The organism is Streptomyces sp. NPDC059355 (assembly GCF_042752335.1).
In the GTDB taxonomy this organism is placed as follows: domain Bacteria; phylum Actinomycetota; class Actinomycetes; order Streptomycetales; family Streptomycetaceae; genus Streptomyces.
Map to the genome: position 1 here is coordinate 1 of NZ_JBHYXN010000013.1, position 20250 is coordinate 20250.

Annotated in this window: 15 protein-coding genes, 3 pseudogenes and 1 riboswitch; of the genes and pseudogenes, 10 read left to right on the forward strand and 8 right to left on the reverse strand. The window is 72.4% G+C overall.

Annotated elements, in window-relative coordinates; all coding sequences use genetic code 11:
- Window positions 1-98: 98 nt before the first annotated feature.
- Window positions 99-1388, reverse strand: coding sequence for an isocitrate lyase (gene aceA / locus ACFXGI_RS14945; RefSeq protein WP_384705990.1), 1290 nt, complete (start codon window positions 1386-1388; stop codon window positions 99-101).
- Between the two features lie 374 nt (window positions 1389-1762).
- Between aceA and ACFXGI_RS14950 the strand changes: the two genes are divergently transcribed.
- A complete protein-coding gene (locus ACFXGI_RS14950; RefSeq protein ID WP_384705992.1) occupies window positions 1763-3190 on the forward strand; it encodes a short-chain fatty acyl-CoA regulator family protein in 1428 nt (475 codons plus the stop codon).
- 78 nt (window positions 3191-3268) lie between these two features.
- Here the strand turns inward: ACFXGI_RS14950 and metE are convergent.
- Window positions 3269-5592, reverse strand: a pseudogene (gene metE / locus ACFXGI_RS14955) (5-methyltetrahydropteroyltriglutamate--homocysteine S-methyltransferase).
- 162 nt (window positions 5593-5754) lie between these two features.
- Window positions 5755-5981: riboswitch (cobalamin riboswitch) on the reverse strand.
- Window positions 5982-6084: 103 nt separating this feature from the next.
- A complete protein-coding gene (locus ACFXGI_RS14960; protein WP_384705994.1) occupies window positions 6085-6888 on the reverse strand; it encodes a TrmB family transcriptional regulator in 804 nt (267 codons plus the stop codon).
- Between the two features lie 354 nt (window positions 6889-7242).
- Here ACFXGI_RS14960 and ACFXGI_RS14965 point away from each other — a divergent pair, with 354 nt between their 5' ends.
- Window positions 7243-9174 carry a putative Ig domain-containing protein gene (locus tag ACFXGI_RS14965; RefSeq protein ID WP_384706276.1) on the forward strand — a complete coding sequence of 644 codons (1932 nt, stop codon included), beginning with the start codon at window positions 7243-7245 and terminating at the stop codon, window positions 9172-9174.
- Between the two features lie 54 nt (window positions 9175-9228).
- Here the strand turns inward: ACFXGI_RS14965 and ACFXGI_RS14970 are convergent.
- Window positions 9229-9324: pseudogene (locus tag ACFXGI_RS14970) on the reverse strand (oleate hydratase); the annotation flags it as partial.
- A 437-nt stretch (window positions 9325-9761) separates the two neighbouring features.
- On the opposite strand from ACFXGI_RS14970, the gene ACFXGI_RS14975 reads away from it, so the two are divergent.
- Window positions 9762-10187 (forward strand): subtilase-type protease inhibitor, encoded by a 426-nt coding sequence (locus ACFXGI_RS14975; RefSeq protein WP_384705996.1) that lies wholly within the window; start codon window positions 9762-9764, stop codon window positions 10185-10187.
- Window positions 10188-10208: 21 nt separating this feature from the next.
- Here ACFXGI_RS14975 and ACFXGI_RS14980 read toward each other — a convergent pair whose 3' ends face one another.
- Window positions 10209-10580 (reverse strand): hypothetical protein, encoded by a 372-nt coding sequence (locus tag ACFXGI_RS14980; protein ID WP_384705998.1) that lies wholly within the window; start codon window positions 10578-10580, stop codon window positions 10209-10211.
- A 33-nt stretch (window positions 10581-10613) separates the two neighbouring features.
- Between ACFXGI_RS14980 and ACFXGI_RS14985 the strand changes: the two are divergent.
- The 5 genes and pseudogenes from ACFXGI_RS14985 to ACFXGI_RS15005 all read left to right on the forward strand — a co-directional run.
- Window positions 10614-11839 (forward strand): annotated as a pseudogene (locus ACFXGI_RS14985) (hypothetical protein); the annotation flags it as partial.
- A gap of 118 nt (window positions 11840-11957) precedes the next feature.
- On the forward strand, window positions 11958-12380 hold the full coding sequence (locus tag ACFXGI_RS14990; protein WP_384706000.1) for a GNAT family N-acetyltransferase: 423 nt from the start codon (window positions 11958-11960) through the stop codon (window positions 12378-12380).
- Between the two features lie 84 nt (window positions 12381-12464).
- Window positions 12465-12863, forward strand: a complete 399-nt coding sequence (locus tag ACFXGI_RS14995) for a VOC family protein (RefSeq protein WP_384706002.1) — start codon at window positions 12465-12467, stop codon at window positions 12861-12863.
- A 103-nt stretch (window positions 12864-12966) separates the two neighbouring features.
- Window positions 12967-13938, forward strand: a complete 972-nt coding sequence (locus ACFXGI_RS15000; protein WP_384706004.1) for an arylamine N-acetyltransferase — start codon at window positions 12967-12969, stop codon at window positions 13936-13938.
- Window positions 13939-14026: 88 nt separating this feature from the next.
- The gene (locus ACFXGI_RS15005; RefSeq protein WP_384706006.1) at window positions 14027-14530 is read left to right on the forward strand and encodes a MarR family winged helix-turn-helix transcriptional regulator; all 504 of its coding nucleotides are present in this window, start codon (window positions 14027-14029) and stop codon (window positions 14528-14530) included.
- Between the two features lie 19 nt (window positions 14531-14549).
- Here ACFXGI_RS15005 and ACFXGI_RS15010 read toward each other — a convergent pair whose 3' ends face one another.
- The gene (locus ACFXGI_RS15010; RefSeq protein ID WP_384706008.1) at window positions 14550-15617 is read right to left on the reverse strand and encodes a medium chain dehydrogenase/reductase family protein; all 1068 of its coding nucleotides are present in this window, start codon (window positions 15615-15617) and stop codon (window positions 14550-14552) included.
- A 140-nt stretch (window positions 15618-15757) separates the two neighbouring features.
- On the opposite strand from ACFXGI_RS15010, the gene ACFXGI_RS15015 reads away from it, so the two are divergent.
- Together ACFXGI_RS15015 and ACFXGI_RS15020 are read left to right on the forward strand one after the other, a co-directional pair.
- Window positions 15758-16453, forward strand: coding sequence for a TetR/AcrR family transcriptional regulator (locus ACFXGI_RS15015; RefSeq protein ID WP_384706010.1), 696 nt, complete (start codon window positions 15758-15760; stop codon window positions 16451-16453).
- Window positions 16454-16984: 531 nt separating this feature from the next.
- On the forward strand, window positions 16985-18556 hold the full coding sequence (locus ACFXGI_RS15020) for a hypothetical protein (protein WP_384706012.1): 1572 nt from the start codon (window positions 16985-16987) through the stop codon (window positions 18554-18556).
- A 130-nt stretch (window positions 18557-18686) separates the two neighbouring features.
- Here ACFXGI_RS15020 and ACFXGI_RS15025 read toward each other — a convergent pair whose 3' ends face one another.
- Together ACFXGI_RS15025 and ACFXGI_RS15030 are read right to left on the reverse strand one after the other, a co-directional pair.
- Window positions 18687-19340 (reverse strand): sigma-70 family RNA polymerase sigma factor, encoded by a 654-nt coding sequence (locus ACFXGI_RS15025; RefSeq protein WP_384706014.1) that lies wholly within the window; start codon window positions 19338-19340, stop codon window positions 18687-18689.
- Window positions 19341-19496: 156 nt separating this feature from the next.
- Window positions 19497-20153 carry a hypothetical protein gene (locus ACFXGI_RS15030; RefSeq protein ID WP_384706016.1) on the reverse strand — a complete coding sequence of 219 codons (657 nt, stop codon included), beginning with the start codon at window positions 20151-20153 and terminating at the stop codon, window positions 19497-19499.
- Between the last annotated feature and the right edge of the window lie 97 nt (window positions 20154-20250).

The following is a 20250-nucleotide window of genomic DNA, read 5'->3' on the forward strand; positions in this document are numbered from 1 at the left end:
CGCTCCGCGTCGATTCCCTCCTCCGCCTTGCGATCGCACGCACCAGGCCCCGCCGGCCCCGCCCTTTCGGGCGGCCGACGCCACTTTGACGACACTCCCTAGTGGAACTGCTCTTCCTCGGTGGAGCCGGCGAGCGCGGTCGTGGACGAGGCCGGGTTGACGGCGGTGGAGACCAGGTCGAAGTAGCCGGTGCCGACCTCGCGCTGGTGCCTGACCGCGGTGAAGCCCTGGGCCTGGGCGGCGAACTCGCGCTCCTGGAGGTCCACATAGGCGGTCATGCCGTGCTCGGCGTAGCCGCGGGCGAGGTCGAACATCCCGTGGTTGAGGGAGTGGAAGCCGGCGAGGGTGATGAACTGGAAGCGGTAGCCCATGGCGCCCAGCTCGCGCTGGAACTTGGCGATCTGGTCGTCGTCCAGGGCGGCCTTCCAGTTGAAGGACGGCGAGCAGTTGTAGGCCAGCATCTGGTCCGGGTACTGCGCGTGGACGGCCTCGGCGAACTCGCGGGCCTGCTCCAGGTCCGGGGTGCCGGTCTCCACCCAGATGAGGTCGGCGTACGGGGCGTAGGCGAGCCCGCGGGCGATGACCGGGGCCATTCCGTTCTGCACCCGGTAGAAGCCCTCGGCGGTGCGCTCTCCGGTGGCGAACCGTGCGTCGCGCTCGTCGACGTCGCTGGTCAGCAGGTTCGCGGCGAGCGCGTCGGTACGGGCGATGATCAGCGTCGGGGTGTCCGCGATGTCGGCGGCCAGGCGGGCCGCGTTCAGGGTGCGGATGTGCTGGGAGGTGGGGACGAGGACCTTGCCGCCGAGGTGCCCGCACTTCTTCTCGGAGGCCAGCTGGTCCTCGTAGTGGATGCCGGCCGCGCCCGCCGCGATCATCGCCTTCGTGAGTTCGAAGGCGTTCAGCGGTCCGCCGAAGCCGGCCTCGGCGTCGGCGACGATGGGCGCGAGCCAGTCCGTCGTGTCGGTGCCGCCCTCGGCGGTGGCGATCTGGTCGGCGCGCAGCAGAGCGTTGTTGATCCGGCGGACCACCTGGGGAACGGAGTTGACCGGGTAGAGGCTCTGGTCCGGGTAGGTGTGACCGGCCTGGTTGGCGTCGGCGGCGACCTGCCAGCCGGAGAGGTAGATGGCCTGCAGCCCCGCCCGGACCTGCTGGACGGCCTGGCCGCCGGTGAGGGCGCCGAGCGCGTGGATGTAGTCCTGCTCGTGGAGCTGTCGCCACAGGCGCTCGGCGCCGCGCCGGGCCAGGGTGTGCTCCTCGCGGACGCTGCCCGACAGGCGGACCACGTCCTCGGCGGAGTACGTCCGCTCGATGCCGGCCCAGCGCGGGTCGCTCGCCCAGCGCTCGGCGAGGTCCGCTGCCGCCGCCGTCGTGTTCGTCGTGTCTGCCATGACCGTCACCGTCTCCATGAGTCGCTCGGGAATGCCCCCGCACGTCAAAGGTGCGAAGTATTGGCACCAGGTGCCATGCGTGAGATCGCGGCCCACCGTCCCCGTGTGTGGAACGAGCTGAGCAATGTTGCCGTACCACTCGTGGAAACCTGCCGGGATTGCCGATATCAGGGCGTGAATCGGGCCCCGTTGGTTCCGTCCGTGCCGCCTGGTCCGGCGGGCCGCAGGACGACTCTCTCAGTGACACCCAGTGCCATCAATCGGGGACGCATGCCAAGTTCTGCGCATCTTTTCGCGAGGTTTTGCCAAGGATGCGAAGGTCGTACGACGCGGTTCCGCGCATAGGCTGGCCGTTCGGCACCAGGGGAGGTTCGGTGAGCAAGACGTACGCGGGCGCGCGGCTGCGCAGGCTGCGCGAGGAGCGGCGGATGAGCCAGGTCGATCTGGCCAGGGTCCTCGCCATCTCGCCCAGCTACCTGAACCAGATGGAGCACGACTCCCGCCCGCTCACCGTTCCCGTGCTGCTGCGGCTGACGGAAGCCTTCGGGGTCGATCCGGGCTTCTTCTCGGAGCGGGACACCGGCCGCCTCGTCGCGGACCTGCGCGAGGCGCTGGCCGGAGAGGTCGCCGAGGCCAGGGTCTCCGCCTCCGATCTCGCCGAGCTCGCCTCGCGGATGCCGGCGGTCGCCCGGGTACTGCTGGACCTCGGACGGCGTTCGCAGGTCCTGGCCGAGAGCCTGGCCGGTGCGCAGGACGGGCGGGACGCGGCGCCGGGTGCGGCCGGTGGCGCCGTAGGGGCCGTCCCGCGCTCTGCGCACGAGGAGATCCGGGAGTTCTTCTACCGCCGCCAGAACTACCTCCACGACACCGACCTCGCCGCCGAGGAACTGGCGCGCACGATCCGGATCCGCCCCGGAGAGGTGGTCCGGGCCCTGTCCGCGCGGCTCGCCGACGCGCACGGGGTACGGGTGAGCGCCGACTGCGACCGGCTGCACCGCTACGACGAACAGAGCCGGACGCTGCACCTGTCCGCCCGGCTGCGGCCGGGGCAGCAGGCGTTCCGGATGGCGACGCAGCTCGCCCTGCTGGAGCACGCCGCCGAGCTGGACCGGTGTGCCTCGCAGGACTTCCCGGCCGGGTCCACCGCGCACGGCCTGGCCCGGATCGGCATCGCCAACTACTTCGCCGCGGCCCTGATCCTCCCGTACCGGGCCTTCCACGCGGCCGCCGAGGAATTCCGCTACGACATCGAGCGGCTCACCGACCGGTTCGGACTGGGGTACGAGACGGTCTGCCACCGCCTCAGCACCCTCCAGCGGCCCAGGCTGCGCGGGGTCCCGTTCTCCTTCGTGCGCGTGGACCGGGCCGGGAACATGTCCAAGCGGCAGTCCGCGACCGGGTTCCACTTCTCCCGAGCGGGCGGCACCTGCCCGCTGTGGAACATCTACGAGGCCTTCGCGGCACCCGGCCGCATCCACGTCCAGGTCGCCGCCATGCCCGACGGGCAGCGCTACCTGTGGACCGCCCGCGCCGTCACCCGCCACCGCGCCGGCTGGGGGGAACCGGGCAAGACCTTCGCGATCGGGCTGGGCTGCGAGATCCGGCACGCCTCGCGGCTCGTCTACTCCGACGGCCTCGACCTGGACAACACCTCGGCCGACACGCCCATCGGCATGGGCTGCCGGCTGTGCGAGCGCCTGGACTGTCCGCAGCGCGCGGTGCCGCCGCTGGGGCGTCCGCTCGCCGTCGACGAGAACAGCAGCACCTTCGTCCCGTACCAGGTCGCCGACCGCGCGCAGTGACGCCCGCACCCTCCTCACCCGCCGGTCTTCCAGGCCCGGGTCGGACGCAGGCCGTGCGTCCGACCCGGAACCCCCGCGTCAGGAGTCGTCGCCCGTGAGCTCCGCGCGCACCTCGCGCGCGGCCGCGACGAGGTTCTCCAGGGAGGCGCGGGTCTCGGGCCAGCCGCGGGTCTTCAGCCCGCAGTCGGGGTTGACCCACAGCCGTTCGGCGGGGATCGCCGCGAGCCCCTCGCGGAGCAGGGCCGCCGCTTCCCGGTGCTCGGGACGCGCGGGGAGTGGATGTCCCAGACGCCGGGCCCGGCCTCACGGGGGTAGCCGTGGCGCGCCAGTTCGCCGGCGACCTGCATGTGGGAGCGGGCCGCCTCCAGGCTGATGACGTCGGCGTCGAGCTCGTCGATGGCCTCGACGATGTCGCCGAACTCCGCGTAGCACATGTGCGTGTGGATCTGGGTGTCCGGCCGTACACCGCTGGTGGTGAGCCGGAAGGACTCGGTGGCCCAGGCGAGGTACTCCGCGTGGTCCGCCGCGCGCAGCGGCAGGGTCTCGCGCAGGGCGGGTTCGTCGACCTGGATGACCGGGGTACCGCCGGCCTCGAGGTCGTCGACCTCGTCGCGCAGGGCGAGGGCCACCTGGCGGGCGGTGTCCCCGAGGGGCTGGTCGTCCCGTACGAAGGACCAGGCGAGCATGGTGACCGGGCCGGTCAGCATCCCCTTGACCGGCTTGGCCGTCTGCGACCGGGCGTACGTGGTCCAGCGCACGGTCATCGGCTCCGGGCGGGAGACGTCCCCGGCCAGGACCGGGGGCCGGACGTAGCGGGTGCCGTAGGACTGCACCCAGCCGTGCCGGGTGGCGAGGTAGCCGGTGAGCCGCTCGGCGAAGTACTGCACCATGTCGTTGCGTTCGGGCTCGCCGTGCACCAGGACGTCGATCCCGGTCTTCTCCTGGAAGGAGAGCACCTCACGGATCTCGTCCTTGATCCGCTCCTCGTAGCCGGCGGTGTCGATGCGGCCGGCCCGCAGGTCGGCGCGGGCGGTGCGCAGCTCGTTCGTCTGGGGGAAGGAGCCGATGGTCGTCGTCGGCAGCAGGGGCAGCCCGAGGAGGGCGCGCTGGGCCGCGGTCCGCTGCGCGTAGGGCTGCGAGCGCCGTCCGTCGGCGTCGGTGATCGCGGCGGTACGGGCGCGCACGGCGGGGTCGTGGGTGATGGCGGAGCCGGCGCGGGAGGCCAGGTCGGCGCGGTTGGCGGCGAGTTCGGCCGCGATGGCGCCGGTACCCCGGGCGAGCCCGCGGGCCAGGGTGGCGATCTCGGTGGTCTTCTGGCGGGCGAAGGCGAGCCAGCGCCGGACCTGCGGATCGATGTCGCGCTCGGCGGTCGCGTCGAGCGGGACGTGCAGGAGCGAGCAGGACGCGGCGACGTCCACCCGGTCGGCGAGGCCCAGGAGGGTGCCGAGGGTGGTCAGGGACTTCTGGTGGTCGTTGATCCAGATGTTGCGGCCGTCGACCACGCCGGCGACGAGCCGCTTGCCGGGCAGCCCGCCGACCGCGGCGAGGTCGGCGAGGTTCGCGGCGCCGCCGCCCGTGAAGTCGAGGGCGAGGCCTTCGACAGGGGCCGCGGCCAGCACCTGGAGGGCGTCGCCGAGCCGGTCGAAGTACGAGGCGACGAGCACCTTGGGCCGCTCGGTCAGCGCGCCGAGCTCGCGGTAGGCGCGGGCGGCGGCGTTCAGGTCGGCCGGGGTGCGGTCCTGGACCAGGGCGGGCTCGTCCAGCTGTACCCACTCGGCGCCGGCGGCCCGCAGGTCGGCGAGGACCTGGGCGTAGACGGGCAGCAGCCGGTCGAGCAGGGTCAGCGGCTGGAAGTCGGCGGCCACGCCCGGGGCGGGCTTGGCCAGCAGCAGGTAGGTGACGGGGCCGACCAGGACCGGGCGGGCCGTGTGCCCGAGCCCGAGGGCCTGCTCCAGCTCGGCGACCTGCCGGGTGGAATCGGCGGTGAAGACGGTGTCCGGGCCGAGCTCGGGGACCAGGTAGTGGTAGTTCGTGTCGAACCACTTGGTCATCTCGAGCGGGGCGACGTCCTGGGTGCCGCGGGCCATCGCGAAGTAGCCGTCGAGGGTGTCGGCGGCGAGCGCCGCGCGGTGGCGCTCGGGGACGGCGCCGACCATGATGCTGGTGTCCAGGACGTGGTCGTAGTACGAGAAGTCACCGGTCGGAACCTCGGTGATGCCGGCGTCGGCCAGCTGCTGCCAGTTCGAACGACGCAGGTCGGCCGCGGTCTCCCGGAGGGCGTCGGCGGTGACGCGGCCCTTCCAGTAGCCCTCGACGGCCTTCTTCAGTTCGCGGCCCTGTCCCTGGCGGGGGTAGCCGTACACGGTGGCTCGTGCTGCCGCGGCTGCGGGCTTCGCTGTCACGGAACTCTCCTTCGCGAGATGTGTCCTGAACACCCCGGTGAGGGATGCGGACGCGAAGGGACGACAGAACGTGCGGACCACGTCGCGGGGGAACACCGCACGTGCCGCTCGCTGTGTACGCCGACCCGCCCACGAGGTCACCGGGATGTCCGCACGGGAATCGTCCGCATGCGGGCAACGGGCAGGTCTTCGGACTCGCGGGCACGCCTGCCGGTCTCCCGGCGGGCACCTACTGGCCGTCGCTTCCCAGGACCGTTGTCCGGTCCCAGTGCGTATGACGGCGGTCGTTCCCGCTCACCGCTGCGGGGCAGTCCCGGATTCCCACCGGGTTCCCTCTTACGACGCATCCCGTCTGGCGGACGGGGCGAACCAGCTGCACCGGCCACCCTAGGACGCACGGTCGCCCACCGGCGAGCCGCGTCCGTCATTCGGACCGAAGAGTGAGACGCCGTGCCGGTGGGGCACGGGTCGTCAGCCGTCGCCCGGTACGGGTCAGGGCGCGGTCCGGGCCTGTTCCCACACGGCCAGGAAGGCCAGCCTCAAGCAGCCGGCCAGCGCCGGGTGTTCGATGTACAGGGCGGTGGTGGCGCGGGTGCCGGCCACCGGGTCGGGCATGTCGCACAGCACCAGCGAGGCATCGGCGACGACGAGTTTGAGCGGGAGGCTCGGGGCGAAGCGGGACTCCTCGCCCGCCGCGGCGAACCGCTTCACGTTCTCCAGTACTTCCGCGTCACCGAGCGCGTCGTGGGTGTAGACGGCGCGGGCCGCGCCGCCGGCCCGGCGCAGCCGGCGGACTGCCTTGATGCCCTCGTTGTTGGCCGGGGGAGCGACGAACGGCGGTTTGCAGAAGCTGAGGAGCTCACGGGAAGCCTGCTCCTGGATGCTGTCGAACCGCTCGGCTATCGCCCGGGGATCGCGCAGCACCTCGATGTAGTCGAGAGGATCGGTGTGCGTCCGCCCGTCGCTCCAGAGCGGGAGCAGCGCCGTGGCGAGGGCGGCCGACGTCGCGCTCAGCCGCTCCAGGGATTCCCGCTGGAGGGCCATCAGCCGGGCGAGCGCCAGTTCGGGAGCCACCGCGGAGAAGGCCGCGACCCGTCCGGGGCGCAGAACGGCGAGGCGCCGCCGCACGAGGGCGTCGAGTACGTCGTAGACGCGCTGGCGGGGGACGTTCGCGGCGCGGGCCGCCTCGGCGGCGGTGTACGACTCCCGCCGGACCAGGGCCAGATAGACCCGGGCCTCGTACCGGGAGAGTCCCAGGGACACCAGGTCGTCGACCGCGCCGTCGTCCAACTCCATGGCAGGAAACGGTATACGCGAACATCACCGACCGAAAGCAAGCCTTTGCATTCGCCGGGTAGTCCCTTGGCGCGCCACTTCAATACCTTCAGCGTTGGCCACCACTGCACGTGGTGACAGTCCGCACCGTTGAACGCGTGCCACTCGCAACCCCACGTCGCCCCTCCGCTCCGGCCTGCCCTGACATGGGCTTATGTCATGGACCTGCCATGTCTGGAGGAATCCCCCGACGTGGTGAACCAACCCCCCATGGAGGGCAGTTCATTGCGCAACGCCCTGTTCCGGAGCGCCGCCCGCACCGGCCGCCGCGGCACGACCGCCTTACTCTCGGCGGTGGCTCTGATGTCCGGCGGCATGCTCGCCTTCGCCGCACCGTCCGTCGCCTCGGCCGGACCCGGCGCGGCGGCCGCCTCCGCCTCCGCCTCCGCCGCCGTGCACGCCGAGCGGCTGTGCTCGCAGCCCGCCCGGGCCGGCTGGATGGCCTGCCACGCGCTGGCCCGTACCGACGTACAGCAGCACCTCGGCCTGGCTCCCGGCCTTCTGCCGTCGGGCTACGGCCCCACCGACCTGCAGGGCGCGTACGCCCTGTCGGCTTCCGCCGGCGCCGGCGCGACGGTCGCCATCATCGACGCCTACGACGACCCGAAGGCCGAGTCCGACCTGGCGGCCTACCGCTCCCAGTACGGCCTGCCGGCCTGCACCACCGCCAACGGCTGCTTCCGCAAGGCCGACCAGAACGGCGGCACCGCCTACCCGACGGCCGACGCCGGCTGGGCCGGCGAGATCTCCCTCGACGTGGACATGGTCAGCGCCGTCTGCCCGCAGTGCCACATCCTGCTCGTCGAGGCGAACCAGCCCTCCATGGAGGACCTCGGCGCCGCCGTGAACCGTGCCGTGGCCATGGGCGCCAAGTACGTGTCCAACAGCTACGGCGGCGGCGAGGACTCCACCGGCCCCGCCTCCGACGCCTCGTACTTCGACCACCCCGGCGTGGCCATCACCGTCAGCTCCGGTGACAGCGGCTACGGAGTCGAGTACCCGGCGGCCTCCCAGTACGTCACCGCGGTCGGCGGCACCTCCCTCAGCCGCGCGAGCGGTACCCCCCGCGGCTGGTCCGAGAGCGTCTGGGGCACCGGTTCCGGTGGTGACGGCGCCGGTTCGGGCTGCTCCGGGTTCACCGCCAAGCCGTCCTGGCAGACCGACGGCGGCTGCGCCGAACGCACCGTCGCCGACGTCTCCGCCGTCGCCGACCCGGCCACCGGCCTCGCGGTCTACGACAGCTACCAGGCCAACGGCTGGAACGTGTACGGCGGCACCAGCGCCTCCGCCCCGATCATCGCCTCCGTCTACGCCCTCGCAGGCACCCCGGCGGCCGGCTCCTACCCGTCCTCCTACCCGTACGCCCACACCGCGTCGCTCAACGACGTGACCAGCGGCGCCAACGGCTCCTGCTCCGGCGGCTACCTCTGCACCGCCAAGGCCGGCTACGACGGCCCGACCGGACTCGGCACGCCCAAGGGCAGCGCCGCCTTCGGCGCAGGCGCCACCGGCGGCAACACCGTCACCGTCACGAGCCCCGGCAGCCGTACCAGTGTGGTCAACACGGCGGCCTCGCTGCAGATCCAGGCCACCGACTCGGCCGGCGGGCAGACCCTCACCTACAGCGCGACCGGGCTCCCGCCCGGCCTGACCGTCAACGCCGCCACCGGCCTGATCAGCGGTACGCCGACCACCGCGGGCGGCTACGGCGTCACCGTCACCGCCAAGGACACCACCGACGCGACCGGCAGCGCCTCCTTCACCTGGACCGTCACCGCGGTCGACGGCGGCTGCACCGTGACCCAGCTCCTCGGCAACCCGGGCTTCGAGACCGGGACCGCCCCCTGGACCGCCAGCACCGGCGTGGTCGACAACGGCAGTGGCGAGGCGGCGCACTCCGGCTCGTGGAAGGCATGGCTGGACGGCTACGGCTCCACCCACACCGACTCCCTCGCGCAGACGGTGGTGACCGTCCCGGTCCGCTGCCACGCCACCCTCAGCTACCACCTGCACATCGACACCGCGGAGACGACCGCCACCACGGCCTACGACAAGCTGACGGTGACGGCCAACTCCACCACCGTGGCCGGGTACTCCAACCTCGACAAGAACACCGGCTACGTACAGAAGACCATCGACCTGTCCGCCTTCGCGGGACAGACGGTCACCGTCAAGTTCACCGGCACCGAGGACTCCAGCCTGCAGACCTCGTTCGTGATCGACGACACGGCGCTCGGCATCAGCTGACCCCGCCCCACGGCACGGCAGCGCCCGGCGGGTCACCGTACGTCCACGGTGACCCGCCGCGGCGGTCCAGGCGGTGCGGACCGAGTACTCGACGGTGAACACCACGTCGTCGGGGACTTCGGCGTACTGGCCGATGAAGGCCAGGTTGGTACGGCGGCGGCGTCGGTGGTTCCGAGGGCCGAGTGGGCGGTCATCGAGCCGTTGGTGACGAACACCAGATCCTCGAGGGCGACGGGGATCCGCTCGCTGGGGCCGCCGGTGGTTCGGCCCTCGCGGAGGGCGACCGCATCGATCCGGTCACTCTGAGGAGACGTTCGGTAAACCGTGAGTGGCCGTCACCTGGGCAGGAGGTGCAGGAGGCGGCGTCACGCCGCTCGATGCGGCGTGCTCCCGCGTGGCGTGGGCCTGCGGGTACCCGGCGCGAGCTGGGCGAACATGCCCCGCCTCACCGATATTCGAACCGACTGTCCGTAAATCGACCGCTGATGTGCGGCGGCCCTTCATGCCTGGCAGGCTCAGCCTCAGTTGAGCGCTACATGAAAGCCGTAGCGCCCCCAATTGCCTTCGAATCGAAAGCGAGTCTTCTCATGCGTCACCGCTTGGCCACCGTCTCCGCCGCCGCTCTCCTCTGCCTCGCCGGCGCCACGGGTGTGGCGGAGGCGAGCCCCGAGAGCCTGTACGCCCCCTCCGCCATGGTCTTCACCATCACCCAGGGGGACAATGCCGCCACCGGTACGGTCCTGCGGGCCACCGTCCTCAGCTGCGCCTACACCGCCGAGGGCACGCACCCCGCCCCCCGGGCCGCGTGCGACGCCCTCAACGCCACCGGCGGCGAGTTCAACCGCCTGCTGGCCGCCCCGAACCCGGACCGAGCCTGTCCGATGCACTACGACCCCGTCACCGTCACGGCGGACGGCGTGTGGCGCGGGGCCCACGTCGCGTGGAAGCACACCTTCTCCAACGCGTGCGCGATGTCCGCGACCCTGAACGGCAACCCGGTCTACGCGTTCTGACGCCGCGGGGGGCGCGGTCGTTCAAGAACGTGGGGCGGCGGGGGTTCCAGGACGGGTGCCGCCCGGCAGATGCCGGGCGGCACCTCGTGAAGGGACGCATTCCGCGTTCGGTACGCGCAAGGCGGCGTTCGGCGTCGTCGCCGTGGGAACGCTCACGGCTTCCGCGCTCCCCGGTGCACCCGCCGGAGCGGCCACCGGCCCCGCGGCGGACGCCACGGCCCGGTACGCCTCGTTCTTCGACAACTCCACGTCCTCCTGCTGGACCGGGACCTGCACGGCGCTGAACCGGTCGGGCAGCACGATGCCGGTGACCTGCCCGGTCACCCGGTCGACCCTCCGTCCGTTCGTCCGTTCGTCCGTCCGGGCGGTGGTGCGCGACGTGCCGTTCGGCATGCGTTCACGGGACGACCCGGCGGAAGCCGGCCGGCGTTCGGCGTCTCGGGCTGGATCCTCAAGGACGACGGCAACAGCTCGAAGTTCAAGATCCCGTCCGGGACGAGTCTGGCCCCGGGAGCGGCCCGTGCCTTCGACGTGGACGCCGAGTTCGGTCTCGGATCCGGCGACAAGGCCCGCCTGTACCTCCCCGACGGCAGCACCCTGGTCGACAGCTTTGGCTGGAGCAGCCACTCCAGCCCGTCCTGGTCGCGGTGCCCCGACGGCACCGGTGCCTTCGGCAAGGCGGCCCTGACGCTCGGCGCACCGAACGACTGCGGCTCCGGGGGCGGCGGCGGTTCGAACCCGGTGGCCTGGCCGGGCGGCAGCTCCGTGGCGACGGCGGAGGCGTTCTCGGCCAGGACCTCAGCGGCCTCTACCAGGAGGGCCCCGTGCTGTGGGGCGCCCAGAACTCCGGCAGGCTGTGGCGGCTGGTCCGCGACGGCTCCGGCGGCTGGCGCCCGGACACCGCGAACGGCTGGTCCTCCGGCAAGACGCTGCGCTACCCCGGCGGCGCCGGCAGCCCGGACAGCGAGGCCGTCACCCTGACCGCGGCGGGCGCGGCGGGCGGCGCGTACGTCGCGGCCGAACGCAACGGCGACGCGTCCGGCACCGGCCGGCTGTCCGTCCTGCGCTACGACGTCACCACCGGCTCGGGCGGCAGCCTGACCGCCACGAAGGAGTGGAACCTGACGGCCGGACTCCCGGCCGTCGGCTCCAACCAGGGCTTCGAGGCGATCACCTGGATCCCCGACGCCACCTTGACCGCGGCCGGCTTCAAGGACGAGTCGACCGGCGCGGCGTACGACCCGAACCGGTGCGGCGCGCACACCGGCGGGGTCTTCCTCCTCGGGGTCGAGGGCACCGGCACCGTCTACGGCTACGTCCCGCAGGACGGCGGCTCCGCGGCCCGCGTCTCCACGATCGCCGGCGGGGTGTCCGCGGTGATGGAGCTCCAGTGGGAGCCGCAGGCCGCGCGGTTGTGGGTGGTCTGCGACGACACCTGCGACGGCCGCCACCGGACCATGAAGATCGGCGCCTCCGGCACCTTCGCCCCCACCGCCACGTACAACCGCCCGGGCGGCATGCCCAACCTCAACAACGAGGGCTTCGCGCTGGCCGGATCCGATGAATGCGTGGGCGGCGCCAAGCCCGTGTACTGGTCCGACGACGGCAACACCGGTGGCCACGCGCTCCGCAGGGGCACCGTCGCCTGTTGACCCCGTCGCCCCCCGGGGCCCGGCCCACCTTCCCCTCACCCCGCGGGACCTGACGGCAAAAGGGGCGGATCAGGCCTGCGGGGGCGGGAAGTCCGCGGCGGCGTGCGACCCTTCCGGCATGGATGTGATCTTTGCCGAGGACGAGAGTTCCGTACGCCGCTGCTGGCCGGTCTTCTCGCAGCTGCGCCCGCACTTGGACGAGGACGGGTTCGCCGAGCGCTGGCGGACGCAGTCCGCGGAGGGCTACCGCATCGTCTACCTGGAGGAGGACGGCGAGGTGTGCGTCGCCGCGGGCTTCCGCATCATGCACACGATGATCTCGGGCCGCATCCTGTACCTGGACGACCTCGTCGCCGACGAGGCCGTCCGAGGCCGGGGACTCGGCAGCCGCATGCTCACCGCCCTGAAGGCCATCGCAGCCGACGAGGGGTGCGAGGAGTTCCACCTCGACACGGGTCACCAGCGCCACGCCGCGCACCGGACCTACCTGCGCAACGGCTTCCGGATCGATGCCCACCACGTCTCCATGACCCTGCGCTGACGGGGCCCGCTTCCCGACACCGACCTGCCACACCCTGCCCGGGCCCTCTGGCCCGGGCCCAGGTGCGCCCGTACCCTCTGCGCCATGATCAATTCACGTACCCACGTCCGTGTCGCCCGCCCCTCCCTCGACCTGAAGGCCGCCGAGCGGTTCTACGTCGACGGACTCGGCCTCGAAGTGCAGTGGCGCAGTACCGAGCGCGTGCCCGGCGCACACGACCTGCTCATGGTCGGTCCGGCCGGGGGCGGTTGGCACTTCGAGCTCACCCACGATCCCGAGAACCCGGTCGTGCCCGCCCCCACCGTGGACGACCTCTTCGTCGTCTACCTGGGCGAGGCACCCGACGAGGACCTCGTCCGGCGGCTCGTCGAGCACGGCGGCACGCGGGTCGCCTCGCACAACCCGTACTGGGACGAGTACGGAGTCACCGTCGCCGACCCGGACGGCTACCGGCTGGTGCTCTGCTCCCGTACCTGGGGCTGATCCGTACCCGGGGCCGACCCGACCGCGGGGGTTTCCCGGGGACGTGACGTTCTCTTCCCCGGGCTCTCCGGCCATGACCGGTTTTCTATGCACCATGTCTGCCATGACGACGAACGACGATGCCACAGCCTGGCAGGGCGGCAGCCTCGACCTGGATGCCTACCTCCGGCGTACCGGCTATGACGGAGAGCTCGCGCCCACCCTCGACGTTCTCCGGGCGCTGACGCGTAAGCACATCACCTCGATCCCCTTCGAGACCGTCGAGATCGTGCTCGGGAGGCCGATCTCCCTCGAACTGCAGGACATCCAGAACAAGTTGGTCCACGGACGCCGCGGCGGCTACTGCTACGAGCACACCGTGCTGCTCGCCGCGGTGCTGGAGCGCGTCGGCTTCCGCGTGACGGGGCTCGCCTCGCGGGTCCGCATCGGCTCCGAGGGGGTGGTCCGTGCGGCCACGCACGCGATGCTGCGCGTGGAGACGGCCGAGACCCCCGAGACCGGCAAGGTGTGGGTGTGCGACCCCGGTTTCGGCCGCAACCCCATCGAGCCCATCGAGCTGGTGGAGGGCTCCGAGACCTCGTTCGGCGGCTGGGGCTTCCGGCTGGAGGGTTCCACCACCGAGACGGGCGACCGGCTGTACGCGATGCGGACGCGGGGCGCCGACGGCTGGTACGACCTGCACGCCTTCACCCTCGACCAGCGCTATCCGCAGGACTGGATGGTGGCCAACCACTTCCTGTCCACGCATCCGCGTTCGCCGTTCGCGGGCCGGCTGCTCGTCCAGCAGATGCGCGAGCAGGAGCACGTCTTCCTCGACGGCAGCGTCCTCACCCGGACCCTGCCCGACGGCACGGCCACCGCGCAGACGTACACCCCGGAGGAGATCCCCGGTCTCCTGCGCGACCTGTTCGGCATGGAGGTGCCGGAGACCGATCGCGACGAGCTCATCGCCCGCGTGTACGTGGCCCGTCAGGCCGCCGCGATGTACCCGACGACCGTGCAGCCGTCGACGGTGCCCATCCAACAGCTGCGGGCGCACCGCGCCGGACGCAGGAGGGCGGCGCCGGTCAGGTGAGATCGGAGGCAGTGTTTTCGGTTCCTTCGGCCGTTCAAACTCCACAAGTAACTTCCCAAAGTTGCTTGTGGGGTTTCACGGAGAAGTCATGATCACGAAATCCGGCCGGCAGGCGCCGGCGTCCGCCGTGACCGCGCAGCGGCTCGACGACGCGATCAAGCGGCTGCGCGCGCGGCTGCGCGCGGAGTCGGGACAGGACGCGACGGGCCTGACCGTCACGCAGCTCGCCGTCCTGGCGAGCGTCGTACGGGAGGGCCCGGTCACCGCGGCCCGGCTCGCTTCCCTGGAGCACGTCAGCCCGCAGTCCATCGCGCAGAGCCTGGCGGTCCTCAAGGCCGCCGGGCTGGTGCACGGCGAGCCCGATCCGTACGACGGCCGCCGAAAGCTGATGAGCGCGGATCCCGCCGCCGCCGAGCTGATCGACAAGCTGCTGGCAGGCCGCGCGGCCTACCTGGCCCGCGCGATCGACCGGCGCGTCCCCCCGGACCGGCTGGCGGACGTGGAGAGGGCCGTCGAGCTGCTGGAGCGACTGGCCGCGGCCGACGTGCCCGGCCTGGCGGGCAGGGCGGCCCCGAGGAGCGGCAGCGGATGAGGACCGGCGCCCGGCCGGGTCAAGGGACCAGGACCACCTTGCCGGCGACCGTTCCCGACTCCGCCAGGCGCATCGCCTCGGCGGCGCGGGCCAGCGGGATCTCCGCGGCGACCTTCGCCGTGATCTCGCCGCGCTGCAGGGCGGTGAACACCTGGGTCAGGTCGGAGCGCAGCCGGGCCCGGAAGCGGTTCTTGGCGTAGGCGCGACCGGCCCACACGTTGAAGAAGTACGCGCGGCGCCCGTTGGGCAGCGCGTTCCACAGCCACACCCGGCCCAGCAGCTTCAGCACGGGCAACGAGCCGGAGCCCTGGTCGTCCCGGGTGGCGGCGGTCCCGTACGAGACGAGGGTGCCGCCGGGTGCCAGCAGCCGCCAGGAGTCGACGATGCCCTCGCCGCCGACGTGGTCGAAGACCGCGTCCACCCCGCGGGGCGCGAGTGCCCGTACCCGTGCGGAGACGTTGCCGGAGCGGTAGTCGACGGGGGTCACCCCGAGCGCGCGCAGCCCGTCGTGGTGACGGGTGGAGGCGGTGCCGATCACGTCGGCTCCGGCGGCGAGCGCCAGCTGGACCAGGATCGAGCCGACCCCGCCGTTGGCGCCGTGGACCAGGACGGTCTGGCCGGCGCGCACCCGGGCCTTGCGGTGGAGCATCTGCCAGGCGGTGATGCCGTTGACGACCGCGGTCTCGGCGTCCACCGCGCCGACGCCGTCCGGTACCTCCACCACGTCGGCGGCGTCGAGCGCGATGTGGCTCGCCCAGCCTCCGATCTTCGTCAGGGCGGCCACCCGTCGGCCGAGGAGACCGGAGGCGACGCCTTCGCCCACCGCCTGCACCGTCCCGACCAGGTCGTATCCGGGGACGAAGGGGAAGGGGGGCTGGTCGTAGTACCGGCCGCGGCGCATCTGCTGTTCGGCGAAGGAGACTCCCGTCGCCTCCATCGCGACGACCACCTGGCCGGCCGCGGGAGCCGGGACCGGGCCCCGGTGCAGCTCCAGGCCCTCGGGCTCGACCTTGCCCGGCAGGACGATCTCCACGCGCTCGACGGTGTTCACCATGACCTCCAGAAGGGGTTGCTGTTGTTTGCGCATCTCGTGTTTGTTAGAAGCTGTAACTAGAATGAGCGGGCTTGGATGTGATGTCAAGCGAGCGGCTCGTCCGATCGTGATTGGTTTTGCCGATGGTGATAGCCTCTAACTGCTTGAGTGGCGGGCGATGAAAGGTGGCGGGCATGGGAACGACCGGGCGTACGGAGACCCCTCGCGAGCGGTACCGGCAGCAGGTGCGCGAGGAGGTCAAGGAGAAGGCCTGGCAGCAGATCGCCGGCTCCGGTGCCTCCGCGCTGTCCCTGAACGCCATCGCCAAGCAGATGGGCATGAGCGGACCGGCGCTGTACCGGTACTTCGCCAACCGCGACGAGCTGATCACCGAGCTCGTCCGGGACGCGTACCGCAGCCTCGCCGACGCCTTCGCCGGTGCCGGTGCCGGTGCCGGTGCCGGTGGCGGTGACGGTGACGGTGACGGGGGAGCGGGCCGGCCCGGCCTCGCCGCACTGGCGCAGGTGCTGCGCCGCTGGGCCCTGGAGGACCGGCACCGCTACTTCCTCGTCTACGGCACCCCGGTGCCGGGCTACCACGCGCCGCAGGACACCACCGCGATCACCGCCGAGATGATGTCCGTCCTGCTCGACGCCTGTACGGCCGAGGCCCCGGGGGAGGCGGCCGGCTCCTTCGAGGAGCACCTGGCCGGCCACCGGGAATGGGCCGGCAGCCACCCCGACGCCCCGCCGTCGGCCCTGCGCCTGGCCCTGGCCTTCTGGAGCCGCCTGCACGGCGTGCTCTCCCTCGAACTGGCAGGCCATTTCACGGGCATGGGCCTGGACCCCGCCCGGCTCTACGCGGCCGAGGTGGACACCCTGACGCGCTGACACCCCCTGGGGGTGTCTTGCCGATCAGCCCGGGCTCGCGGGGTCCGGCACCGCGCCTCGCCGAGCTGACCACCGGTACGCACGGGCACGGGCCCCCGATGGGCACGCTGGACCGGCCTCCCGCCCGAGCGCTGTTCTCCGGGGCCACACCGGTGGCGCGGGGCGCCGCCGTAAGGAGTACGCGGCCGGGCGCGCACCCCTGCGCATGGCCATCGGGGTCCCGGAGTTCTGGCGCGCGCCGGCCGCGGACTGCCTCGCCCTGACCCATGCCGCGCGCGCCGCGCACACCGCCGAAAGCCTGCTGCGTATCGGCTCCGGATCCGCCTGCCGGGCGCGGGGCACGGCGGCGGCCCGGGAGCGGGGCCGGGTGGCATCGCCCGGCTCCCCGCCGTACGCACGAAGGACCGCCCACCGCTGCCGGGATGTCCGGCCCCCACGGCCGCCCGGTGGCCCGGCCGCGGACTCTGCCGATCGGATGACAACTCCACGTGTCCGGTACAGAATTGGGCAGGCTGACGTCGGGGGGCGGTCATGGGACAGACAGCGCGGGCATCACAGGTCTCGCGGGCATTGTGGGTGGGGATACCCGTTCTTCTGGCGGGGCTGTTCTTCTGGTGGGCCTCGTACGCCACCACGATCATCGTCTGGGAGGGCCGCAAACTCCTGTCCTGGCTGGCCGCGCCGCTGTTGCTCATCGCCTTCCTCCTGCTGGTCGGGCTGGTGCCGAGGCTCCTCCGGCGCAAGCGGGACGGCCGCTCGGGCGGCGGGAGCGCCGGGGTGGTCCTCGGCTGGCTGGGCGCCGTCCTCGGGCTGGGTCTCGGGATCTGGTGGCTGGTGTACGGGTCGTACCTCCAGGACCGGGCGTACATGCAGAACGTGCAGATCGTGAGCGAGCCGGTGCCCGAACTGGCGGCCCGGGCGCCCTACGTGGTCGGGAAGGCGCAGGCCGCCCCGCACCTCGGAGATGTCACGGGCGAGATCTCCGACATCACGTACCTGCCCGACTCGGACCGGTTCGCGACCCTCGTCGAGCGGCGCGGCTGGCTCTCCGGGTACGAGGTCGGCCTCGAACAGGACGTCCCGCTCGGCGGCAACAGCCGTAGCCAGCAGCGCTGTTCGTTCGACATCGACAAGGCCGACGCGCGGATCGGCGGCTGGTTCGGCCACAACCTCGGCCGGAAGATCTCGGCGCAGCAGCGCTGGGTGCGCTTCGACTCCGACGACGCGTACGTGACCTGCGAGGGTGACACCCCGACCGTGGTCGTGCCCCTCAAGCGGCAGACCGGGATCCTGGTGGTGACCGAACGGCCCGCCGGGCTCGCGCTCTACAACGGGCGGACCGGGGAGCTCACCATCACCACCGACTCGGCGAAGGTGCCCGGCCCGTCCTATCCGCTCAGCCTCGCGACGCGGCAGCGGGAGGGAACCGCCGCCGTGGGCAGCTTCAGCGACTGGTGGTTCGAGCGCAGCGGCTGGGACGCCTCAGAGGACGGGGCCAACGCGGGCAACGAGTCGGAGTTCACCCTCAAGTACCGTGACACGAGCGGGCGCAGCGCGTACGTCACCCCCCTCACTCCCCAGGGGGAGGCCAGCTCGGTGGTGGCCGTGTCGACCGTGCCGACCCGCCACCAGGGCGGCGGACTCGCCCCGATGACGGTCCACCGGCTCAGTCCGACCTGGTCCTCGCCGAAGGCGCTCGTCGCGCTGATCAAGGCCGAGTACCGGGACGTCTGCTGCTACAACGACGACCAGGTGTTCGAGGTGGTGCCGACCGGCGGGAGCACTTGGACCGCCACGGTCGGCAGCGAGCAGAACATCCGCTACCGGGTGGAGGGCCGGGGCCAGGTGGGCGGACGCGAGGCGACCTGTCTGAAGGCCGCCGACGGAGCCCTCATCAAGTGCGCGTACGCGGCGCCCGGATCGCCGGAGGAGCAGGAACTCCAGCGCCGGGAACAGGAGAAACAGCAACAGCAGCAGGCGGGCCCCGGCCCGGGCGGCTCCAAGGACCCCGGCGACCTCACCGCCTACACCCCGGAACAACTCGCCGAACTCCAGCGGCGGGTGTCCGACGAGGTCGTCCGCCGGCTGAAGGGCGGCGGCTAGGGAGTGTCGTCGAAGTGGCGTCGGCCGCCCGAGAGGGCGGGGCCGCCGGCCGGACGGGACTTCGACGACACGACCTAGGGCCGGGGCGCCGGGGCGCCGGGGCGAGGGTCTCGCCCCGGCCGGCCGCGGGTCAGGCGGCCGCCGGGGCCGCGAGGGCGGGAGCATCACCTCCGGCATCGGTGTCGGCGTCCGCGAGCAGCTCCATGAGCGAGGTACGCGCGCGGGCCACACGGGAGCGGACCGTGCCGATCGGGCAGCCGAGCGCACTCGCCGCCTCGGCGTACGGAAGCCCCAGGACCTGGGTGAGGACGAAGACCTCGCGGCGCTCGGCGGGGATCGTTCCCAGCAGCTCCGCGAGGGCGATCCCGTCCTCGAAGCCGGGCAGACCGCGCGGCTGGGCCCGTTCGGCGGCGCTCTGCCAGTCGTCCCGGTCCGAGATCCTGGGCCGGGCCGCCTTGTGGCGGAGGCTGTCGATGACGGTGCGCCGGGCGATCGACAGCAGCCACGTACGGGCGGAGGAGCGGCCCTCGAAGCGGTGCAGGCTGCCCAGGGCGCGCAAGAAGGTGTCCTGGGTCAGGTCGTCCGCCGACTGCGGATCGGCGCTGAGGTAGGACACGTAGCGGCGGACGTCACGGTGCAGGGCGCGTACGAAGCGGTCCACCGCGTCGGGGTCGCCGTCCCGCGCGGCGAGCGCCAGCAGGGTCGTCGACTCGTCCGGGCCGCCGTCGTGGCGTGCGGGTGCCGCCTCGGCGGCGGTCGGACGGGGAAGCAGGGCAGGGGTCATCGCCTGATGTCCTTCTGGGAATCCGGAATCCGGGTCCGGCGCCGCGCGCGCACTGCGGGGCGGGGCGGGCCGGTGAGCGGTACGGCCTGCCGGACGGCAAGACCGATGACCGAGGCGCGCGGCGTTGCGGTGTCGCGCGCGTCGGTGAGCCTGCTGTCAGATGACAGCGGTCCCGGGAGGTGGACCCCGTGAGGTGATGGCGTGGACGAGCAGGAGCCCGCGCAGCGTCCCGGCCCGGCGGCCGGGGCGTACGCGCGGGCGCGGCCGGTCGGCCGGCGCGGGGAGCCGGAAGGTCCACCGCAGCGGTACGAGCAGCAGCCCGGCCAGGGCGCGCAGGACGCGGAACGCTCCCTGTTCCCCGTACGCGAGCCAGAGACCGCAGAGCAGGGCGGCGAGGAGGTGCGCGGCCAGCATGCCGGTCGGCGACGTGGAGACGGGGGCGTGGCCGGCGGGCATCTGCATCGGGACGGCCATGCCGCCGTCGGCCATCGCGTGCGCGGCGTGGTGGGCGTGCCCGCCCGTACCCGGCGGAGGTGGCGGGACCGCCTGGGGGCGGGCCGCTGCCTGGGCCAGTGAGAACGCGGTGTGCAGGACGGCCTGGACGGCGACGGTCGCGCAGGTGACGGCCAGGAGGCCGCGTTCGCGACCGGCGAGGAACCAGGCGACCACCCCGGTGGCCGCCGCGGCCGCTGCCAGCGCCCACCAGGGGACGGTCGCACCCGACATGAGGAGGTGGCCGAGGGACGCGAGCAGCACGCAGATGGCCGCGAACAACGCGGCCCTGAAGGCTCGGCAACATCGACCGGGAGTCATGGCGGGCTCATCGTCGCACCCCTCTCAAGAGGGCCACAGAGGGGCGTCGAGAATTGGCACGACCGGACAAAACCATATGTGTCGCACGCCACAACAG

Bases quoted from the DNA above. Each gene is read 5' to 3' on its own strand.
- ACFXGI_RS15030 (WP_384706016.1), bottom strand. From the start codon at position 20,153: ATGACTCCCGGTCGATGTTGCCGAGCCTTCAGGGCCGCGTTGTTCGCG.
- ACFXGI_RS14965 (WP_384706276.1), top strand. From the start codon at position 7,243: ATGCTCGCCTTCGCCGCACCGTCCGTCGCCTCGGCCGGACCCGGCGCG.
- ACFXGI_RS15010 (WP_384706008.1), bottom strand. From the start codon at position 15,617: ATGCGCAAACAACAGCAACCCCTTCTGGAGGTCATGGTGAACACCGTC.
- ACFXGI_RS14980 (WP_384705998.1), bottom strand. From the start codon at position 10,580: ATGCCGAACGGCACGTCGCGCACCACCGCCCGGACGGACGAACGGACG.
- ACFXGI_RS14960 (WP_384705994.1), bottom strand. From the start codon at position 6,888: ATGGAGTTGGACGACGGCGCGGTCGACGACCTGGTGTCCCTGGGACTC.
- ACFXGI_RS14995 (WP_384706002.1), top strand. From the start codon at position 12,465: ATGATCAATTCACGTACCCACGTCCGTGTCGCCCGCCCCTCCCTCGAC.
- aceA (WP_384705990.1), bottom strand. From the start codon at position 1,388: ATGGCAGACACGACGAACACGACGGCGGCGGCAGCGGACCTCGCCGAG.
- ACFXGI_RS14975 (WP_384705996.1), top strand. From the start codon at position 9,762: ATGCGTCACCGCTTGGCCACCGTCTCCGCCGCCGCTCTCCTCTGCCTC.
- ACFXGI_RS15000 (WP_384706004.1), top strand. From the start codon at position 12,967: ATGACGACGAACGACGATGCCACAGCCTGGCAGGGCGGCAGCCTCGAC.
- ACFXGI_RS15020 (WP_384706012.1), top strand. From the start codon at position 16,985: ATGGGACAGACAGCGCGGGCATCACAGGTCTCGCGGGCATTGTGGGTG.
- ACFXGI_RS15015 (WP_384706010.1), top strand. From the start codon at position 15,758: ATGGGAACGACCGGGCGTACGGAGACCCCTCGCGAGCGGTACCGGCAG.
- ACFXGI_RS14990 (WP_384706000.1), top strand. From the start codon at position 11,958: ATGGATGTGATCTTTGCCGAGGACGAGAGTTCCGTACGCCGCTGCTGG.
- ACFXGI_RS15025 (WP_384706014.1), bottom strand. From the start codon at position 19,340: ATGACCCCTGCCCTGCTTCCCCGTCCGACCGCCGCCGAGGCGGCACCC.
- ACFXGI_RS15005 (WP_384706006.1), top strand. From the start codon at position 14,027: ATGATCACGAAATCCGGCCGGCAGGCGCCGGCGTCCGCCGTGACCGCG.